The 20,712-nt window shown below is 64.5% G+C and carries 16 protein-coding genes; 5 read left to right on the top strand and 11 right to left on the bottom strand.

Annotation, left to right across the window (positions count from 1 at the left end; all coding sequences use genetic code 11):
* Positions 1-70: 70 nt before the first annotated feature.
* The 3 genes from H1204_RS03035 to H1204_RS03025 are packed head-to-tail and all read right to left on the bottom strand — an operon-like array spanning position 71 to position 6,041.
* Positions 71-1,588 carry an efflux transporter outer membrane subunit gene (locus H1204_RS03035; RefSeq protein WP_180729763.1) on the bottom strand — a complete coding sequence of 506 codons (1,518 nt, stop codon included), beginning with the start codon at positions 1,586-1,588 and terminating at the stop codon, positions 71-73.
* A 1-nt stretch (position 1,589) separates the two neighbouring features.
* A complete protein-coding gene (locus H1204_RS03030) occupies positions 1,590-4,793 on the bottom strand; it encodes an efflux RND transporter permease subunit (RefSeq protein ID WP_180729762.1) in 3,204 nt (1,067 codons plus the stop codon).
* 18 nt (positions 4,794-4,811) lie between these two features.
* Positions 4,812-6,041 (bottom strand): efflux RND transporter periplasmic adaptor subunit, encoded by a 1,230-nt coding sequence (locus H1204_RS03025; protein WP_180729761.1) that lies wholly within the window; start codon positions 6,039-6,041, stop codon positions 4,812-4,814.
* Between the two features lie 426 nt (positions 6,042-6,467).
* On the opposite strand from H1204_RS03025, the gene H1204_RS03020 reads away from it, so the two are divergent.
* Positions 6,468-7,103: a TetR family transcriptional regulator gene (locus H1204_RS03020; protein WP_180729760.1), complete on the top strand. Its 636-nt coding sequence runs from the start codon at positions 6,468-6,470 to the stop codon at positions 7,101-7,103.
* Positions 7,104-7,206: 103 nt separating this feature from the next.
* Here H1204_RS03020 and H1204_RS03015 read toward each other — a convergent pair whose 3' ends face one another.
* Positions 7,207-7,836: a cysteine hydrolase family protein gene (locus H1204_RS03015; protein WP_180729759.1), complete on the bottom strand. Its 630-nt coding sequence runs from the start codon at positions 7,834-7,836 to the stop codon at positions 7,207-7,209.
* Positions 7,837-7,983: 147 nt separating this feature from the next.
* On the opposite strand from H1204_RS03015, the gene H1204_RS03010 reads away from it, so the two are divergent.
* On the top strand, positions 7,984-9,054 hold the full coding sequence (locus tag H1204_RS03010; RefSeq protein WP_180729758.1) for a helix-turn-helix domain-containing protein: 1,071 nt from the start codon (positions 7,984-7,986) through the stop codon (positions 9,052-9,054).
* Between the two features lie 28 nt (positions 9,055-9,082).
* On the opposite strand, the gene H1204_RS03005 is transcribed toward H1204_RS03010, so the two are convergent.
* The 6 genes from H1204_RS03005 to H1204_RS02980 all read right to left on the bottom strand — a co-directional run bounded on the left by H1204_RS03005 (position 9,083) and on the right by H1204_RS02980 (position 15,030).
* Positions 9,083-9,835 (bottom strand): SRPBCC domain-containing protein, encoded by a 753-nt coding sequence (locus H1204_RS03005; RefSeq protein ID WP_180729757.1) that lies wholly within the window; start codon positions 9,833-9,835, stop codon positions 9,083-9,085.
* 33 nt (positions 9,836-9,868) lie between these two features.
* Positions 9,869-10,324 carry a DUF427 domain-containing protein gene (locus tag H1204_RS03000; protein WP_243468547.1) on the bottom strand — a complete coding sequence of 152 codons (456 nt, stop codon included), beginning with the start codon at positions 10,322-10,324 and terminating at the stop codon, positions 9,869-9,871.
* A 374-nt stretch (positions 10,325-10,698) separates the two neighbouring features.
* Positions 10,699-11,196, bottom strand: a complete 498-nt coding sequence (locus tag H1204_RS02995; protein ID WP_180729756.1) for a carboxypeptidase regulatory-like domain-containing protein — start codon at positions 11,194-11,196, stop codon at positions 10,699-10,701.
* A gap of 231 nt (positions 11,197-11,427) precedes the next feature.
* Positions 11,428-12,936, bottom strand: coding sequence for a DegQ family serine endoprotease (locus H1204_RS02990; RefSeq protein ID WP_180729755.1), 1,509 nt, complete (start codon positions 12,934-12,936; stop codon positions 11,428-11,430).
* 125 nt (positions 12,937-13,061) lie between these two features.
* Positions 13,062-14,363, bottom strand: a complete 1,302-nt coding sequence (locus H1204_RS02985; RefSeq protein WP_180729754.1) for an ATP-binding protein — start codon at positions 14,361-14,363, stop codon at positions 13,062-13,064.
* Between the two features lie 4 nt (positions 14,364-14,367).
* Entirely contained in the window at positions 14,368-15,030 is a 663-nt protein-coding gene (locus H1204_RS02980; RefSeq protein ID WP_007581415.1) for a response regulator, read from the bottom strand.
* A gap of 349 nt (positions 15,031-15,379) precedes the next feature.
* Here H1204_RS02980 and dacB point away from each other — a divergent pair, with 349 nt between their 5' ends.
* The 3 genes from dacB (at position 15,380) to H1204_RS02965 (ending at position 19,527) form a co-directional block, all read left to right on the top strand.
* Positions 15,380-17,092, top strand: coding sequence for a D-alanyl-D-alanine carboxypeptidase/D-alanyl-D-alanine-endopeptidase (gene dacB, locus H1204_RS02975; RefSeq protein WP_180729753.1), 1,713 nt, complete (start codon positions 15,380-15,382; stop codon positions 17,090-17,092).
* Positions 17,093-17,288: 196 nt separating this feature from the next.
* Positions 17,289-18,221 (top strand): sterol desaturase family protein, encoded by a 933-nt coding sequence (locus tag H1204_RS02970; RefSeq protein ID WP_180729752.1) that lies wholly within the window; start codon positions 17,289-17,291, stop codon positions 18,219-18,221.
* Positions 18,222-18,327: 106 nt separating this feature from the next.
* Entirely contained in the window at positions 18,328-19,527 is a 1,200-nt protein-coding gene (locus H1204_RS02965; RefSeq protein ID WP_180729751.1) for an SGNH/GDSL hydrolase family protein, read from the top strand.
* Between the two features lie 137 nt (positions 19,528-19,664).
* Here the strand turns inward: H1204_RS02965 and H1204_RS02960 are convergent, their stop codons facing one another.
* A complete protein-coding gene (locus tag H1204_RS02960; protein ID WP_180729750.1) occupies positions 19,665-20,708 on the bottom strand; it encodes an L-threonylcarbamoyladenylate synthase in 1,044 nt (347 codons plus the stop codon).
* Positions 20,709-20,712: the final 4 nt, after the last annotated feature.

Here is a 20,712-nt window from a genome sequence, read left to right as displayed (position 1 = left end):
AACGCCACGGCATGCCGTGGCGTTTCGTACTGCAAGAAATGAGAAGCGGCTGTCGCTCGAACCGAGGCCCTCAGCCTGCCGTCGCCGCCGAAGCGGCAACGGGCGCGCTCGCTGCGCCGTAGTCGACGGGTGCGTCGGCGGGACGCGGCTGTTCGCCCGCACGCTCGATCCATCCGCCGCCCAGCGCCTTGTACAGATCGACGAGGTTCGTCAGGCGCGCCGTGCGTGCCGTGATGAGCGACCGCTGCGCGTCGTACAGGCCGGTCTGCGCGGTCAGCACGGAGAGATAGCTGTCGACGCCGTTTCGGTAGCGCAGGTCCGACAGATCGAGACGGCGCTGTTCCGCAAACGTGTTGCGCTCGAGCGCCGCGATCTGCTGATCGTACGTGCCGCGCGCGGCCAGCCCGTCCGCGACTTCGCGGAACGCAGTCTGGATCGCCTTCTCGTACTGCGCGATCTGGATGTTCTTCTGCACGGTCGCGAGATCGAGGTTCGCCTTGTTCTGGCCGCCTTCGAATATCGGCAGCGTGATCTGCGGCGCGAAACTCCACGCCGCCGAACCCGGCTTGAACAACCCGCCGAGCGTCGGGCTCAGCGTGCCGAAGCTGCCCGTCAGCGAGACGCGCGGGAAGAACGCCGCGCGCGCCGCGCCGATATTCGCGTTCGCCGCGAGCAGGTTCTGCTCGGCTTCGGCGATATCGGGACGGCGCGTCAGCAGATCCGACGGCAAACCGGCGGGGATGTCGGTCAGCAGGTCCTGGTCGTTGAGCGCGAGACCGCCCGGAAGATCGCTCGGCAACGGTTCGCCGACCAGCAGGACCAGCGCATTCTCAGCCTGTGCGCGCAGACGCGCCTGCGACTGCAGATCCGCTTTCGCCTGCTCGACGACCGTCTCAGCCTGACGCAGATCCAACTCAGAACCCGTGCCCGTGTCGTACTGCAGCTTGGTGATGCGATACGACTCTTGCGCGGTCTTGAGCGTGTTCTCCGTGACTGTCAGCAGATCGTCAAAGGACAGCACCGTCAGATACTGATCCGCCACCGACGCAACCAGCGCAATCTCCGCCGCCTTGCGCGCCTGCGCCGTCGACAGATACTCCGCCAGCGCCTGGTCCTTCAGGCTGCGGATGCGGCCGAAGAAGTCGATTTCCCACGATGCGTTCAGGCCAACCGAATACTGGTTGGAGATCGTCCGGTTGAGGAACGACAGGTCCTTCGGCGTGCGCGATTTCGACTGTGACGCGGACGCGTCGAGTGTCGGCATCAGCGCCGCGCGCACGATCTGATACTGAGCGCGCGAAGCCTCGATGTTCAGCACCGACACGCGCAGATCGCGGTTGTTCTTCAGCGCGATCTCGATCAACTGTTGCAGCCGCTGATCAACGAAGAAGTCGCGCCAGCCGATGTCGACGGCGGCCTGCCCGCTCGCCGAGCGCGCGCCCGCGCCAGGCACGGGCTGCGTCGCGTAGACGCCGTCGCTCGGGAAAGCGCCCGACACGGGCGCGGCCGGCTGATGGTACTTCGGCTCCATCGTGCAGCCCGCGGCGACCAGCGCGACGGCCACTGCCATCAAAGAATATTTAGGCATCTCAATGTCCTCCGCCGGCGTTGCCCGGGCCGCTGCCACCCTGCGGGTCATGCGGATGGTGCTCGTTGTAGTGCTTCATCGCTTCGTCCGGGTCTTCCTTGTCGCCCGTGAACTTCGCGCGAATCACGACGAAGAACATCGGGATCATGAAAATCGCGAGGAAGGTCGCCGTCAGCATACCGCCGATCACGCCCGTACCGATCGCGTGCTGGCTTGCCGAGCCCGCGCCGTTGCTGATCGCGAGCGGCAGCACGCCGAGAATGAACGCGAGCGACGTCATCAGGATCGGGCGCAGCCGCAGACGCGCCGCTTCGAGCGCCGCTTCGACCGGCCCCATGCCTTCGCCTTGCTGCAACTCGCGCGCGAACTCGACGATCAGAATCGCGTTCTTCGCGGACAGACCCACGGTAGTCAGCAGACCGACCTGGAAGAACACGTCGTTTTCCAGCCCGCGCAGCGTCGCGGCGAGCAGCGCGCCCAGCACGCCGAGCGGCACCACCATGATCACCGAGAACGGAATCGACCAGCTTTCATACAGCGCGGCCAGACACAGGAACACGACGAGGATCGAGATGCCGTAAAGAATCGGCGCCTGCGAACCCGACTGGCGTTCCTGGAACGACAGGCCCGTCCACTCGTAGCCGATACCCGCCGGCAGCTTCGCCGCGAGCGCTTCCATCGCCGTCATTGCCTGACCCGTCGATTTACCCGGCGACGCCTGGCCCTGGATTTCGACAGCCGAGATACCGTTGTAGCGCTCGAGCTTCGGCGAACCGTAGGTCCACTGTCCGCTTGCGAACGACGAGAACGGCACCATCGTGCCTGCCGAATTGCGCACGTACCAGTCGTTCAGGTTTTCCGGCGTCATGCGGAAACGCGGGTCGGCCTGCACGTACACCTTCTTGATCCGGCTGTCCGTATCGAGGAAGTTGTTCACGTACTGCGATGCCCAGGCAATCGAGAACGTCTGGTCGATGGCCGCCAGGCTCACGCCTTGCGACGCCGCCTTCTCGTGATCGATCGACACCTTGAACTGCGGCGTGTCGTTCAGACCATTCGGACGCACCTGCGCGAGCATCGGGTCCTTCCCTGCCATGCCGAGCAGCTGGTTACGCGCCGCCATCAGCGCATCGTGACCGAGACCCGCGCGATCCTGCAGCTCGAAGTCGAAGCCCGACGCCGTACCCAGTTCGGGAATGGACGGCGGATTGACCGGAAACACAGTCGCGTTCTTGTAGCCGACGAAGTGCATGAACATCCGGCCCACCAGCGCCTGCACCTTCTGGTTCGCATGCTGGCGTTCCGCGTAGTCCTTCATCCGCACGAACACGAGACCGGCGTTCTGGCCACGGCCCGCGAAGCTGAAGCCGTTCACGGTAAAGGTCGATTCGACGATGCTCTTTTCATCGTTGAGCAGGTAGTCGGACACGTCCTTCAACGCGCGCGCCGTGGTTTCCTGCGTCGAGCCCGACGGCGTCTGCACCAGCACGAACATCGTGCCCTGGTCTTCATCCGGCAGGAACGACTTCGGCAGACGCACGAACAGCATGCCCACCGCGACGATCACCACCAGATAGATGATCAGCCAGCGGCCCGAGCGCTTGATCACGTGGTGCACGCCCGAGTGATACTTGTCGCGGCTCTTGTCGAAATTGCGGTTGAACCAGCCGAAAAAACCCTTCTTCTCTTCGTGATGACCCTGCGGAATCGGCTTGAGGATCGTCGCGCACAGAGCGGGCGTCAAAATCAACGCGACCAGCACGGACAGCACCATCGCCGCCACAATCGTCAGGGAGAACTGCCGGTAAATCGCGCCGACCGAACCGCCCGAAAACGCGACGGGCACGAACACGGCCGACAGCACCAGCGCCACGCCGATCAGCGCGCCCGTGATCTGGTCCATCGCCTTGCGGGTTGCCTCGCGTGGCGACAGCCCTTCCTCGGACATCACCCGCTCGACGTTCTCCACCACCACGATCGCATCGTCCACCAGCAGGCCGATTGCGAGCACGAGACCGAACATCGACAGCACGTTGATCGAGAAGCCCACCGCGCTCATGATCGCGAACGTGCCGAGCAGCACCACCGGCACGGCGATCGTCGGAATCAACGTCGCGCGCAGGTTCTGCAGGAACAGGTACATGACCAGGAACACCAGCACGATACCTTCGAGCAGCGTCTTGACCACTTCTTCGATCGACAGGCGCACGAACGGGGTCGTGTCATACGGATACTTCACGACCAGACCGTGCGGGAAGTATTTCGACAACTGGTCGATCTTGTCGCGCACGGCCTTCGCCGTCGCCAGCGCGTTCGCGCCCGTCGCCAGCTGGATACCGAAGCCCGCCGTCGGCTGACCGTTGTACTTGGTGTCGAAGTTGTAGTTTTCGCCGCCCAGATCGATGTGCGAGACGTCCTTGAGGCGCACCTGCGAACCGTCCTGGTTGACCTTCAGCAGGATGTTGCCGAACTGCTCGGGCGTGGTCAGCAGCGTCGCTTCGCTGATCGTCGCCTGCAGCAGCTGGCCCGGCACCGACGGCGTGCCGCCCAGCGAGCCGCCCGCCACCTGAACGTTCTGCGCCTGCAGCGCGGCCTGGACATCGACCGGCGTGAGGCCGAAGTTGGTCAGCTTGTTGGCGTCGAGCCAGATCCGCATCGCGTACTGCGTGCCGAACAGCGTGACCGTACCCACGCCGTCGATCCGGCTGACCGGGTCCTGTACGTTTGACGCGACGTAGTTCGCGAGGTCGTACTTGTTCATGCTGCCGTCAGTCGACACGAACGCCATCACCAGCAGGAAGCTGCTGCTCGACTTCGTCACCTTCGTGCCGAGCTGCTGCACCGCTTGCGGCAACAGCGGCGTCGCGAGCTGCAGCTTGTTCTGCACCTGCACCTGCGCGATGTCGGGGTTGGTGCCCGCCGCGAACGTCAGCGTGATGGTGGCCGTGCCCGAGTCGTCCGAAGTCGACGACAGGTACAGCAAGTGGTCGAGGCCGCTCATCTGCTGCTCGATCACCTGCGTGACGGTGTTTTCAACCGTCTTCGCCGATGCGCCCGGATACGTCGCGCTGATCTGCACGGCCGGCGGCGCAATCGTCGGATATTGCGCGACCGGCAACGTGAAGATCGACGCCAGACCCGCCAGCATCAGAATGATGGCGATCACCCACGCGAAGATCGGGCGATCGATAAAAAACTTTGCCATGAAGCAGGCTCCCTTTGTTTACGCGCCCGATGCAGCGGAGGCCGCGGCTGCGCCGCTGGCTGCCTGTGCACCGGCCGGAGCCGACGCGGCTGCGTCCGATGCGGGCGACGGCGGCAGTTGTGCCGGCACGGCCTTGGCCGTTGCACCCGGACGCACCTTGTCGACGCCGTTCACGATCACGCGGTCGCCCGCATTCAGGCCGCCTTCGACCACCCAGTACTGGCCGTACGTCGCCGTGGCCTGCAGCGTGCGCAGTTCGACCTTGTTGTCCTTATTGAGGACGAGCGCCGTCGGCTGGCCCTTCTGGTCGTGCGTGACGCCGATCTGCGGCACCAGCAGCGCGTTTTCGTTGACGCCTTCCTCGATGCGCGCGCGCACGAACATGCCCGGCAGCAGCACGTGATCCTTGTTCTGGAAGATCGCGCGGATCGTCACAGAGCCCGTGGTCTGGTCGACGGTGACGTCGGTGAACTGCAGCTTGCCCTTCTCCGAATAGACGCGGCCGTCTTCGAGCACCAGTTCGACCTTCGCCGCGTCCGGGCCGGAGGTCTTCAGCCGGCCAGCCTGGATTTCGCGGCGCAGCTTCAGGCCCGCGAGACTCGACTGCGTAACGTCGACGTAGACGGGATCGAGCTGCTGCACGGTCGACATCAGCGTCGCCTGGCTCGCCTGCACGTATGCGCCCGGCGTCACCTGAGAGATACCGACCTGGCCCGTGACAGGCGACACGACGTCCGTATAGCCGAGGTTGATCTGCGCGGTATCGACGGCGGCCTTGCCGGCTGCGACGTCGGCGGCTGCCTGGCCTTCGGATGCGACGGCGTTGTCGTAGTCCTGCTTCGACACCGCGTTCGCCGCGACCAGCACCTTGTAGCGATTGGCCTGCGCGGTGGTCGACACGAGGTTCGCCTGCGCCTTCGCGAGCGACGCCTTCGCGTTGTTCAGCGTCGCGATGTAGGGCGCCGGATCGATCTTGTACAGACGCTGGCCGGCCTTGACCTGCGTGCCTTCCGTGAACTCGCGGCGCAGCACGATGCCGTCGACCCGCGCGCGCACCTGCGCGACGAGGAACGCGCTGGTGCGGCCCGGCAATTCGGTGACGACGGGCACGGCGTGCGCCTCGACCGAAACGACGCCGACTTCAGGGGTTTGAGGCGGAGGTGCTGATTGTTTTTGTCCGCATGCTGCCAGCATTACGGCAGCCGTCGCGGCAGTGAGTAAGCGGAATGGAACCCGTTCGACGCGCATGGAGCGACCTCTGTCAAAGACTGAGAAGGAAAAAGTGCGTGCATCTCTCTCCGGAGAAGGCTGCGCAAATTGGCGTCTCGAAGACGCCATGACCGGACGCTCACGAATGCTTTTCCTGCGGGTGCATTCACTGCGAAATGCGCCAAACCGGGAAATGCCGCACCGCGCTGCCCATCTCTTGAGACAGCGCAAAGATGCTTGCAAAACAACAGTGACGGATCTTAACCGTTCACCCAAACGTAAGCCATCCGATCGATGGGGTGCTATTATATATACATTCATGAATGCACGTAAAAGTGTGTTAAACCGGGAAAAAGGGTTTCCTCCGGAAGATCTGCCAGGCATTAACGTGCGCGCGGAATGATCTTTATCAGGCGCGTTTAAAAACGTCAGGGGAAACCCCGCATTTATTGCAGGGCAATACGAATGGTCCGTCGAACCAAAGAAGAAGCGCAGGAGACGCGCACCCGCATCCTCGATGCAGCAGAACAGGTGTTTTCGGAGAAAGGCGTGTCGCGGACTTCGCTGGCCGATATTGCGCAGACGGCAGGCGTCACGCGTGGCGCGATCTACTGGCACTTCGCCAACAAGGGCGAGCTCTTCACGGAAATGTTCGACCGGGTGCTGCTGCCGCTCGACGAACTGAAAGCCGCTTCCGTCGATCCCAACGAGGCCGATCCGCTCGGCCGCCTCGTCGATATCTGTACCGTCTGTCTGCGCGACACTGCGAACGACCCGCACCGCCGCCGGGTGTTCGACATCCTGTTTCACAAGTGCGAGTTCGTCGAGGAAATGGGACCTGTGATGGCGCGCTACCAGAACACGATGCGCGAGAGCCTCACGAGCATCCAGGCGGGCATGCGCAACGCGATTTCCAAAGGGCAGTTGCCCGCCGACATGAACGTGCCCGTGGCGGCGTCGATGGTGCACGCGTTCATCAGCGGATCGTTGAAGGACATGCTGTTCGTGCCGGAAGTGCTGGACTTCGGCCGGCATGCGCGGCAGATGATTGAAAGCATGATCGATGCGTTGCGCAGCCCGGCGCTGCGCATGGGCGCCTGAGCGGGCTTACGCAGGACTTCCCAGCGGCGCCCAGGCCCGAAAGCTGAGGCGCCGCATGGGCGCCGGCAAGTCAGCCGCCCTTTTACCTTCATTTCCCGTTCGCTCAGGCTGCCGTCTTGGCGCGCGCCTTCTGGTTCGATGCGTAGATCGAGCCGCGTTCCAGCTGACCACCCGACTGCACCGCCCCGATCCATTGCTGCGTGCTCGCGACGGCCGCGAAGCGCGATTGCAGCACGACGCTGAACACGCGATGGATCTCCTCCGCGCTCGCCGTGCCCGCGCTGTTCTCATACGGCACCGAACCCGTCGCGTCGTCCAGGAACTCGACGGCGAGGCCCATGTGCAGCGCGTGAACGATCGTCGACGCGTCGCAGTTGTGCGTCATGTAGCCGACCACAGTGAGCGTGTCGATCTCGCGCGCGGCGAGCCAGTCGGCCAGATCGGTGTCGGTGAACGCGCTCGGCAGTGCTTTCTCGACGTGGTGATCGTACTTGCGCGACGCGACCACGCCATGCAGTTCCGCGCCTTCGCTGCCGCGCGCGAAGATCGGCGAGCCGGGCGGCGTGAAGTTCTGCACGACGACCACGGGAATCTGCGCGGCATGTGCCGCATCGATCGCGCGGCCGATGTTCGCGAGCGACGTCTGCACGTCCGGGTATTCGATCGGCAGGTCGCCCGTCACGTATTCGTTCTGGACATCGATGACGATCAGGGCTCGGCGGGGCGTCGGCATGACAACTCTCCTTGATGGTTGAAGTCGGCGGCTGGCGGTTGCAGCCGCGATGTGCGCATTGTTCGCGTTCCGCCCATCGCGCGACAGTGACCCGAATGACAATTTTCGCTAGGATTGGGCCATTCGCATTTTCAACGGGAGGCTGCGATGGCCCGCTCCGCTGCAACGCCTGTGTCAAAGGCTGCTCCAAGATCAGCGAAGCAGCGGACATCTCACAAGAGTCCTCCACGCCAGGAAACGCAGACCTGCCGTACCGCACCGAAGACACCGCATGTCGTCGCGGCCGTCGCCTTCGACGGCATCAGCCCGTTCCACCTGTCCGTGCCGTGTGTCGTGTTCGCCGAGGATCGCAGCGACGGCGGCGTGCTCGGCTTCGAGTTCCGCGTCTGCTCGATCGACCCCGGGCCACTTTCGACGACAGCAGGCTTTTCGATCGCCGCGACGCACGGTCTCGACGCGCTCGCCGACGCCGACACGATCATCGTTCCCACCTGGCGCGATCCTGACGAAGCACCGCCCACAGCACTGCTAGACGCATTGCGCGCCGCGCACGCGCGCGGCGCGCAACTGGTCGGCCTGTGTCTCGGCGCCTACGTGCTCGCCGCTGCGGGCCTGCTCGACGGACGACCGGCGACCACGCACTGGGCGTGGGCCGCCGACTTCGCACGGCGCTTTCCGAACGTGAAGGTCGATCCTCAGGTGCTGTATGTCGACGACGGCGACATTCTCACGTCAGCGGGCACGGCGGCGGGGCTCGATTGCTGTCTGCACGTGGTGCGCAAGCTGTGCGGCGCGCAAAGCGCGAACTACATGGCGCGGCGCCTCGTCGTGCCGCCGCATCGCCAGGGCGGCCAGGCGCAATATGTCCAGCAGCCCATGCCGACCGATCTGCGCGGCGACCGCTTGTCCGCGTTGCTCGACTGGGTGAACGGCACGCTCGACGCGCCTCATACCCTCGATTCCCTCGCCGGGCGCGCCGCGATGAGCCGCCGCACGTTCACGCGGCACTTCAAGGCCGCAACGGGGACGACCGTGAGCGCGTGGCTGCTGGCGCAACGGCTCGCGCGCGCGCAGCAGCTGCTCGAAAGCACCGACGAGTCGATCGAGTCGATTGCGGGAATGGCGGGATTTGGTTCGACGGCGTCGCTGCGCCAGCATTTCACTGACACGTTCAGGACATCGCCGTCCGCGTGGCGGCGGGAGTTTCGCGGCGTGTGAGACGCCGCGCGCACAACGACGGTAAAGATTAGCCTTGGGTGAAGTACCGCGCCACGTACAGCAGCAGCGCGACGAAGAAAATCATCGCCGCCCACGCCCAGTTCGGCAGCACATGCGGATCATGCTCGTGATGCAGGCCATGCAGCAGCGAATGCGCGGCGCGGCCCGTCAGCGTGCTGCCTTGATGATGGTCGTGCAGCCGTGCGCGGCGCGCCACGCCCGAAAGGCTGATCGGCCGTAGAAACACGTGCTGGCGCCGCCCTTGCGTGCCCGTCGCGCGGTTCGGCCCTTTGCCGTGCTTCGCCTGGACGACGGCGCAAAACTCGGTGAAGAAGTCGTCGGCCAGTTCGTGCAGCGCGTTTTCGATCTGACGCGCGGGCAGTTGCGCGAGCGGTCCCGTCGACGTCGCCCACACTGAATAGTCGATGCGCGTGCTCGGTCCGCGCCCAGGAAGATGCAGATGGAGATGATCGTCGCTGCGCAGCGACACGTCGATCTGTCCGCGCAGCGAGCCGACGCCCTCGGCGCGCGCCTTGAAGTTGAGCGTGCGATGCGGCTTCGCGCTGTTCGCGCCGTCCTCGCTCGCGACGTGCGCGCGTATGTGATAGTGCGCGCGCAACGGTCCGAGCGGCACCGTCATCGTCAGCAGATATTCGCCGCCCTGGAGCCGGCGCAAGGACTCGCAATTGTCGAGACTCGCGCGCAGCAACGCGAGATCCTGCAGCGCGTCCCAGACTTCGGACGGCGCCAGCGGCACTCTCAACGCGTCGTTCAATTCCATGGCAGCCTCCCCGATAACCGTGCGACTGCGGGATCAGGATGTCTGATCGATGCGGTCAACACGCGATGCGTAAAACGCAAGATACCCCGCGATCTGCTTCACCCGCTCCAGAGGATTTTCATAGCTCCAGACTGCATTTTCGATCGTTTCGTCTTCGGTGCGCAGATGGTAGTACGACGCTTCACCCTTGAACGGGCAGTGCGACGTGTGAGTCGATCGTTCGAGCCGCGCCATGTTGACGTCGGCCCGGGGGAAATAAAACACCTCGGGGCAGCCCGTTTCGCACAGCGTGAACCCGGCATGCGTGTCTGCGAACGTCACGCCCTGGTGGATCACCCGTACCCGATGGGAGTTGGCCTTGATGGAAATCGTATGCCCCGCTTCGGCGTCGCCTCCGTGCGCTGGCGCACCGCCAGACGCATGGCCGCCGTGCCCGGCGCTACCGCTGTCCGCGTCTTCGGCGCTTCCGCCGGATGGGGCATCGTTCATGTGATCCGCTCCGCTGCTGGCACGTTCGCGCACGCTCCGAACAGCTGGCTCGACCGCCAGCCTTGGCTCTCCTGGCGCGCGCCGCCTCGTTGTCATTGTGCAGTGCGCGTCTCCCGGCGACGCAGCGTCGGCTCCGAAACGCGGAAGCCACGGAGCGTGTCCGTGGCTTCATTATTGACCAAACGCGCCGCGATTGCGCGGCCTTCGTTGGGCATCGGGTCTCTACCGATTGCCGCGGCGCGCGCGTTGCGTCGCGGCCGTTGCGAGCGGTGCGGCGGCGGCTCACCGCGTGCATTCCCGCCTCGTTTCCGCCTCGTTTCCACCTCGTTTCCGCCGCGTTTTTGCCGCGTTTTTGCCTGTTACTTTCGCGTCGCTTACTGCGTCTTCCAGTAGAACGCCGCCTTTGCCGTACCCTTTGCCGGAATGGTGATGGGCTTCGATTGATCGTTTTCCTTGTACGCCGCGTGCACCGTGTAGCGGCCCGGACGCAGCTTGACCAGCATGTACGGCCCGCGCGCGGTGGTGTCGAGCACGCTGCCGCCGTGCGCGTCGACGATCTTCACTTTCACATCAGAGAGATAATCCGAACCGGGGCCCGTGAAGCGCAACGACAACGGCCACTGGCTCTGCGCGGCAAGCAGCGCCTTCGATTCGTCGAGGCCGACGCCGCCCGACGTGTACGACACGTCGCCCTGTTGTTGCACCTGCGGCAGGCCCTCGCCGTTGACGTTGCCTGCACTGGTGTTATCCGAGGTGGTACCGCCCGTGACTTCGCTCGCCTGCTGCGCGTACGCGCCGCCCGACAGGCCGAGCGTGAAAACTGTCGCTGCCGCAACCGAAACGGCGCGGGCGACGATACGACGATGAGTCATTGCGTGGCTCCTTGTTGGCAAACCTAAACGGTTCTGACGCATAACCGTACGCAATCTGTATGCCCATCTCACCCCATCAACGCCCACAAACGAAACAGGCCCGAAAATCGGGCCTGTTCTGCTTATAACTCGCGTCGTGCGCAAGCCGCAAACCTTGCATTTTTTCCATCACCGGCAGCTTTTACCGGCCGGCACCTGTGGCACCGGCCAGCACCGCCGCCGTTTGCCGCATCAACCGAGATCGACGGGCACGAAGATCTGCGAGTTGTCGCGCTGGATCAACAGCGCGATGCTGTTGCCCGCCGCCGAGACCGCCTGCTTCAACTGATCGATACTCGATACCGAACGCCCGTTGACGGCCAGAATCACATCGCCCGGCTGGATGCCGGCGCTGGCTGCCGCGCCGCTCGCATCCTGCACCAGCAGCCCGTGCGACACGGACGCGCCGCTCTTTTCCTGCGGCGTGAGCGGACGCACCGCGACGCCGAGGCGACCTTGCATCTGCGCCGGGCCGCCGTCATCGTTCGAGGCAACCTTCGCGTCCGACAGCGAGCCGATCGTCACCTTCAGGTCCTTCGTCGACTTGTCGCGCCACACTTGAACGTCGGCCTGCGTGCCCGGCTTGATGCCCGCGATCTGCGATGGCAGCGCTGAAGAATCCGCCACATCGACGCCGTTCACCGACAGGATCACATCGCCCGGCTGCAGGCCGCCCTTCGCGGCCGGACCGCCCGGATCAACCGAACTCACGAGAGCGCCTTGCGGCTTCTTCATGCCGAACGAATCCGCGAGCGTCTGGTTCACGCTCTGCACGGCGACGCCGAGGCGGCCGCGGCTCACGTGGCCCGTTTTGACGAGATCGTCCTTGACCTTCATCGCCTCATTGATCGGGATGGCGAACGAAAGGCCCTGGAAGCCGCCCGTCTGCGAATAGATCATCGAGTTGATGCCGATCACTTCGCCCTGCAGATTGAACAGCGGGCCGCCCGAGTTACCCGGATTCACAGGCACATCGGTCTGGATGAACGGCGTGTAGTTCTCGTCCGGCAACGAGCGCGATTTCGCGCTGATGATGCCCGACGTCACCGTGTTGTCGAAGCCATACGGCGAGCCGATCGCGACGACCCACTGGCCGACCTTGCTCGAGCGCGGATCGCCGATCTTCACCGTCGGCAGATCCTTTGCGTCGATCTTCAGCACGGCGACGTCCGACTGCTTGTCCGCGCCGACCACTTTCGCCTTGTACTCGCGCTTGTCGGTGAGCTTGACGGTGACGACGTTGGCGCCGTCGACGACGTGCGCGTTGGTCAGCACATAGCCGTCGCTGCTGATGATGAAGCCCGAGCCGAGGCTCGCGCTCGGACGGTCGCCGTCATCGCCACCGCCGCCATTGGGGCCGCCCGGCATCTGGCCGAAGAAGTGCTTGTAGAACTGATAGAACGGATCGCTCGGATCGATGGGCAACTGGCCGGCGTTACCGCCATTGCCGCCGCGCATCGCGGTCTGCTTCACGACATGCTTCGCGCTGATGTTGACGACCGCGGGGCCATACGTTTCGACGAGGCCCGAGAAATCGGGAATGCCCGTTTTCGCCGCGGCTTCCGCAGGCATCATCGCGGCGGCCGCGGGCGAGATCACCTGGGGCGCGGGCACGTCGCGATGACCGGCCACGTAGCCCACCGACAATGCGATAACGACGGCCGCTGCAACGGCGCTACGGGTCAGTATTTTTGCTTGCATCGTGTACTCCTGATTGGGAGAGTTGATTCTTTGATGAGTCGAAGAGTACGTGGCGTCGCTTAAATCAATCTTAAACAATGCCAACTAGATGAAAGCTTTTCGCAAACCCTTGCTGGACGGGCGATTCAGAAACGCACGTTGACCCGCAGACCGCCCGACGCGGAGTCATCGAGTGTGACATTCGCGTGATGTTGAAGCGCGATGCGCCGCACGATCGCAAGACCGAGGCCGCTGCCTGCAACGTCGGTGCGCGCGCGATTCGCGCCTGCGCCGACGCGGTAGAAGCGGTCGAATACGCGGTCGCGTTCGTCAGGTGGAATGCCGGGGCCGCTGTCGGCGATCTGCACGAGCGGCCGGCCGCCTTCGACGCGCAGGCAGACATCGACGCGCCCGCCGTCCGGCGTGTATTTGGTCGCGTTGTCGATCAGATTGTTGAGCATCACGCGCAGCGATTCGGCATCGCCTGTGACGGTTGCGGGCTCGCTAGCCTCGATGCCGAGATCGACGCTGCGCTTCTGCGCGAGCGGCAGGTGAGCCGTCACGCATTCGTGCACGAGCGCGTCGAGATCGACACTGCCCGTTGCCGCGTGTCCATCCGGCTCGGAACGCGCGAGCGCGAGTAGCTGCTCGGCAAGACGCGTAGCGCGCGTCACGCCCGCCTGCAGATCGACCAGCGCTTCGCGGCGCTCGGTTTCGTCGTGCGCGCGCGCCACCAGTTGCGACTGGATCTGCACGGCGGCGAGCGGCGTGCGCAGTTCGTGCGCGGCATCGGCGACGAAGGCTTTTTGGGTATCGAGCGCAATGGCAAGCCGTTCCAGCAGGCCGTTCAACGCGCGCACGAGCGGCTGCACTTCGAGCGGCAAGCGCGAATCGGGCAATGGATCGAGCGCTTCGGGGTGACGCGTGTCGAGCGCGCCCGTGACGCGCCGCAAAGGCGCGAGCCCGCGCCCGACCACACCCCATACGGCGACGCCCATCAGCGGCAGCAACACGATCAGCGGCCACAGCGTGCGCAGCGCGACGTTCGCCGCGAGCCGGTTGCGCACCGACAGCGGCTGCGCGAGCTGCACGACGTTGTCGCCGACGATAGCGCCATACACACGCCAGTCGCCGCGCTCGGTGCGCTCCGTCGAAAAGCCGAGTTCGGCGCGCGGCGCGAGCGGCGCGCGCGGATGCGAGTAGTACATCAGCACGCCGTTGCGATTCCAGATCTGCAGCACGATGCCTTCGTCGCCTGTATCGCGCGAGCTGAGCACTTGCGAGAAAGGCTCGGCGGGCAGCGCGGCGGCGATTTCCTGCAACTGGTAATCGAACAGTTCGTTGGCTTCGGCGAGCGCCTGACGGTAGATGAGCCAACCCGCAATGCCGACGCCGAGCAACACGATAGCGAGCAGCCAGAACAGCAATTGACGGCGAATCGAACGCATCGTGTCAGGCTTCCTTGGCGATCATGTAACCGAGACCGCGCACGTTGCGTATCAGTTCCGCGCCGAGCTTCTTGCGCAGCGCGTGAATGTAGACCTCGACGGTATTGCTGCCGATCTCCTCGCCCCAGCCGTACATCTTCTCTTCGAGCTGGCTCTTCGACAGCACCGCCCCCGGTCGCGCGATCAGCGCGGCGAGCAACGCGAACTCGCGCGCGGACAACGCGACGGGCGCACCGTCGAGCGTCACCTGATGCGAGGCGGGATCGAGCGTGAGATTGCCGTGGCGGATCGTCGATTCGCTGCGCCCCGACTGGCGGCGGATCAGCGCGCGCATCCGCGCGCCGAGTTCGTCGAGATCGAACGGTTTCACCAAGTAGTCGTCGGCGCCCGCGTCGAGTCCTTTCACGCGATCCGCGACGGCATCGCGCGCGGTGACGATCAGCACCGGCAACTGATGACCGCGTGCACGCAGCGTGCGCAGCACATCGAGGCCGTCGCGCTTCGGCAAGCCAAGGTCGAGCAGCACGAGATCGTAAGGCTGGCCCGCGACCGCGTTCAATGCCGATTCGCCGTCCTGCACCAGGTCTACCGCGAAGCCTTCGCCGCGCAGCGCCTTGCGCACGCCTTCGGCGATCATCCGGTCGTCTTCAACGAGAAGTATGCGCATCGCTATCCATCCGCTCCGGCGGTTCCGGCACTCGCGTCCCGGCCATGTGTTTTCGATGCCAGCATTCTAGCGCCCGAGTGCTTTTTTCATCCCTGATGCATGCTGGTTGCATATCGGCTTTGCACGCTGCGCCGCGATTGCGTGACGCGCGCGAAACACACGGCATCATTTTTTTCGCGACGTCATCGCAACTCTCTACAATGAGCGCTTTTGCATGGCGCAGCTGATTTTGCAGGCCTCGCGCAGCACTCGTAGCGCGCGTTGCGCTTGCATTTGCCTTTCCGCGCCGCCCGCCGCGCATCGCTATTTCGCCGTTTTTTTCGCTGCTTTTTGCCGATTCTGTCCGTACATGTCGCTCGCCTTCGTTTCACTTGCTTCGTCGTATGCCCGTTCGCTCGGGCGCCGCTTCAAGACGCTGACGTCCGCTCACGCTGATGCGGAGGCTGCGCTGGCCGCAACCGGTCGCGATGCGAAACCGTCGCCGCTGTCGCCTTCTCAGCGCCGCGCCGCTGCACGCGCCGCCGCCGTGCTGTTCGCCTGCGCCGCGCTTGCCGTCGCCGCGCCCGCCGACGCGCGCAAGAAAGCGCAGCAACCCGCCGTCAACGTGACCACCGTATTGCCGCCTGCCGTGATGGCAGGCCTGCAGCGCGCGCATGTGCCGCTGTCGTCGATCAGCGTGGTCGTCGAGAAAGTCGGCGACCGCACGCCCGTGCTCGCGCTGAATGCCGGCAAGCCGATGATGCCCGCCTCGACGATGAAGCTCGTCACCACCTACTCTGGCCTGTCGCTGCTCGGCCCCGACTACCGCTGGAAAACGACGGCGTACGCGCAGGGCAACATCGACGGCAGCGGCGTACTGCACGGCAATCTGTACATCCAGGGTACGGGCGACCCGAAGCTCGTGCCCGAAGAACTGATCGATCTCGTCCAGAAGATTCGCAAGGCGGGCATTACGGGCATCGACGGCGCGCTCGTGCTCGACAAACGCTTCTTCGATCCGTCTACACGCGATCTGCCCGCCTTCGACAGCGACGTCAATTCGCCCTATAACGTCGGCCCCGATCCGCTGCTGTACGCGTTCAAATCGCTGTCGTTCACGATGTCGCCATCCGAGGACGGCAAGGTGCAGATCGACGTGCTGCCCGCACTCGCGCAATTGCAGATCGACAACGAATTGCATGCGACGCGCGGCCCGTGCCGCGGCGAGCTGGTGACGCCCGCCGTCACGCCGGCGGCGAATGGCGTGGTCAATGCGTCGTTCATCGGCGACTACCCGCTGCGCTGTGGCGAGCGCACCGTCAACGTGGCCGTGCTCGATCACACCACGTTCTTCGCGGGCGGCTTCCTCGCGCTGTGGCAGCAGACGGGCGGCACGTTCAACGGGACGACGCGCGAAGGCCCCGTACCCATCGACGCAAAACTCGTCGCGACGCATCAGGGGCCGATGCTGTCCGACATCGTTCGCGACATCAACAAGTTCAGCAACAACACGATGGCGCGCAATCTGTTCCTGACGATCGGCGCCGTCATCAACCGGCCGCCCGCGACGCCCGCGAAGTCGGCGGAAGCAATCGAATCGTTCCTGCATCGCAGCGCGATGCCGATGGAATATCTGAGCCTCGACAACGGCTCGGGCCTTTCGCGCGACGAGCACATCACCGCGCTCGCGCTCGCCGATCTGCTGCAAAGCGCGAACGCCAGCCCCGTCGCGCAGGTGTTCGTCGATTCGCTGCCTATCGTCGGCGTGGACGGCACGATGCGCAACCGCCTGACGTCGAAGCCCGTCAACGGCAACGCGCACGTCAAGACGGGCACGCTGCGCGACGTGCGCGCGATCGCGGGCTATGTCGCATCGGCCGATGGACAAAGCTATGTCGTCGTCAGCCTGATCAACGATCCACACGCGGAAGCCGCGCGCGCCGCGCATGACGAACTGCTCGAATGGGTGTATCAGGGACCGTCCGCGATCCTCGCCAGCACCGTCGCACCGGCCACGACAGAGGCTGCGGACGAGCCTCGACGCAAAATCAGGAAAAACCCGCAGAAGCGCGGCGCGCACTGAAGATTCCTTCTATTGAAGCGGTGCGCGACGCGCCGCGAGGCGTTGTACGCTGTCGGGCAGTATGAAAAAGGCGCAGACAAACAAGCATGACGGCGCGCGTAACAGGCGCCGCATGATGAACAGCGCCGCATTCAAACAATAAAGACAATGCAGGCCTCCTCGAGGAGGCCGCAGGGACCCTCGGAGGGAGACGTCAATGCAATTCGATGCCGAATTGCTTCTGCTCGCCATGGCGCCGATCTTTCTCGCGTGCATCGGCTGGGAGGCGTGGCACGCGCAGCGCACGCGGCCCGAAGCGCGCATGTACAGCTGGCGCGACACGTTGTGCAATACCGCGCTCGCGCTGATGCACCAGGGCGCCGACAAGCTCGCGTGGCTGTTCGTCATCCCCGTCTATGCGTATTGCTACGAGCACTACCGGCTGCTCGACTGGCATGCGGGCTGGATGTCGTTCGTCGTGCTGTTCGTCGCGCAGGATCTGCTCTACTACGTGTTTCACCGCTGCAGCCATCGCGTGCGCTGGTTGTGGGCGGCGCATGTCGTGCATCACTCGTCGGAGCGGATGAACTTCTCGACGGCGTTTCGCCAGAGCCTCATGTATCCCGTCGCGGGGATGTGGCTCTTCTGGATTCCGCTTGCGTTTCTCGGCTTTCCGCCGAAGCAGATCGTCGGCGTCGTGCTGATCAATCTCGGGTTTCAGTTCTTCGTGCATACGCAGTCGATCGGCAAGCTCGGCTGGCTCGAATACGTGCTGAACACGCCGTCGATCCATCGCGTGCATCACGCGCGCAACGACCGTTATATCGATCGCAACTATGCGGGCGTGCTGGTGATCTGGGACCGGCTGTTCGGCAGCTATGTCGACGAAGATCGGAACGAGCCGCCCGTGTATGGGATCGTCGAGCCGCTTCATACGTACAACCCGTTGAGGGCGACGTTTCATGAATGGGCTTCGATGGCGCAGGACTTCGTGCAGGTGCGCGGCTTGCGCAACCGGCTGAGCGCGCTGTTCGCGCCGCCCGCGTGGGCCGTGCAGTATCACGCGAGCCAGCGCGGCGGCGAGCTTGCGCCTGATGCAGCCGGACGCGCACAACAGAACGACAACGCGGCCGTCCAGACGCCGCGATAACAGGGAAGGCATTGCAGGTTCGTCGCCGCGTCCAGACGACGCCTGCATCAAATGGCTCACGAGACACCAGGCTCAGGCCAGATACATACGAGGAGATAAGGACCTTATGAAGCAAGCATCAAACAACACGGGCGTCGTGCGCTACGCGCGCATTGCCGTCGCGTGCGCGGCATTCGCCACGCTCGTCGCATGCGGCGGCGGCAGTGACAACAACAATAACAACGCGAGCGCCACGCCTGCGGGCGGGGTCAAACTGCAAGTGGTGTCGTTCGGGGACAGCCTGTCGGATGTCGGCACGTATTCGCCCGTGATCACCGCGAGCTTCGGGGGCGGCCGCTATACGACGAATCCCGGTGAAGTGTGGACCCAAAAGATCGCCGAGTACTACGGCGATACGCTGACGCCGGCTTATGTGGGCGGCTTCGGGCAGGCTCTCAAGGCGAACGGCGGGTTCGGCTATGCGCAGGGCGGCTCGGATGTATCGCGCACCGACGGCATTGGTTTCGCGCCCAACAGCATGGCGCAAACGACATGGCCGGTTACACAACAGGTGCAGCAGTATCTGACGGACCACGGCAGCTTTAATTCGAATCAGCTCGTGCTGATTAACGGCGGCGCCAACGACATTCTGCAAAACCTGTCCACCATGCTGACGACGATCCAGACCCAAGTCGCGCAGCTAACCGATCCGACCCAGGCGCCCGCCGTCGTCCAGTCAGTTGCGTTAAGCACGGTCGGCCCGATGGCGCAGACGCTCGTGTCGCAGATCGCCACGATCCTCGGCAAGGGAGCGACCCACGTGGTCGTCATGGACGTGCCCGACATCGGCAAAACGCCGTTCGCAGCTGGACTTGCCGCTCAACTCGGCTCGACGCAAGTGCCGTCGGTGGTCTCGGGCATCGTCGCGACGTATAACGGCGTGCTGCAGCAGTCGCTGGCTGTCGCCGGCATCTCCAGCAAGGTTGTGTTCATCTCGACGGGCAACTGGCTCACGCCACTGCTCGCCAATCCGTCGGCGCAAGGCTTCAGCAATACGACGGGCACTGCCTGCACGATCGCGCAGATGTCTGCAAACGCGACGGCTTACGCGAAGGCGAACCCGTCCGTGCTCGTCGGCGGTATCACGGCGGAGCAGTACGGCCAGCTATTCGGCTCGTCGCTGTTCTGCTCGCCGAACACGCTGACGGTCGCGGGCGCGGACCAGTCGTATGTGTTCGCCGACACGATCCACCCGACAACGCATGCGCATGCCGCGTTTGCGACGTACGTCGAAGGCAAGATCGCGGCGACGGGTCTTGGCAAGTAAGTAGCATCCGGCGGGGTTGCCCCGCCGCTTTCGGCTTCACTCGATGTGAAAAAAGCCCGGCTCTCACGAGCCGGGCTTTTTGATTGGGTATGTCTGCATTTGCGATCACGCGAGTTGCGTGCCGAGCGCGGAAGCTTTCAGGCGTCGTGTGCCTCGAACGCCGCGGCCGCGCGTCCCAGCCTGTCGTTGACGGCGATCCACTCGATCGTATCCGGCAATTTCTCGATCAGTATCCGCGAGACATTCGCGCGATCCAGCGCGCGCAGCAAGCCATAGAGATCACGCGCATATAGATGAGGATCTTCCGGCGCGGCGACGAAATGCACGCCTTCCGCTTCTGCCCAGCGCCCTGCGCGCGAAACACGCGCGACCAGCGCAACGCGTTCGCCGGACGCGCGCGCGGCCAGCAACGGCTCGAGCACATCGAACGGCAGCAACGCGAGCGGCGTGCGCGGCGCGTAGTGCGCCTTCAACGTACCGGACGCACGCGGCGCGCTCGCATCCGAGCCATCGGGCAGACGGGGCATTTCGCCGAGCACGTCGGCGATGTCTTGCGGCGTCACATGTCCCGGCCGTAGCAGCGCGGGAAAGCCGCGCGACAGATCGACGATCGTCGATTCGATGCCCACATCCGACGATCCGCCGTCGAGCACGTGAATCGCATTGCCGAATTCCTCGCGCACATGCTGCGCCGTGGTCGGACTGACGTGACCGAAGCGGTTCGCCGACGGCGCAGCCACGCCGCCATGACCATTGCGCAACGCGCTGAACGCCGTGAGCAGCGCCTGCGCGACAGGATGCGACGGACAACGCAATCCAACCGAATCCTGGCCGCCGCTCACCGCTGCCGGAATATGCGCGGCGCGTTTGAGAATCAGCGTCAGTGGACCGGGCCAGAACGCGTCGATCAGACGCTGCGCATCGGAAGGCAGTTGTTCGACCCAATAATTCGGATCGCCACCCGGCGCCAGATGCACGATCACGGGATGATTCGCAGGCCTGCCCTTCGCCGCATAAATGCGCGCGACCGCGTCAGGACTTTCGGCATCGCCGCCCAGCCCGTAGACAGTCTCCGTCGGAAACGCGACGAGTTGCCCTGCATTGAGCAGCGCCGCAGCACGCGCGATCTCGTCGGCGCCGACGCTCGACGCCACGTCGGCAGGTTTCGTTTGATCCGGCATAGAG

The organism is Paraburkholderia sp. PGU19 (assembly GCF_013426915.1).
Classification (GTDB): domain Bacteria; phylum Pseudomonadota; class Gammaproteobacteria; order Burkholderiales; family Burkholderiaceae; genus Paraburkholderia.
This window is presented reverse-complemented; position numbering and strand designations above follow the sequence as displayed.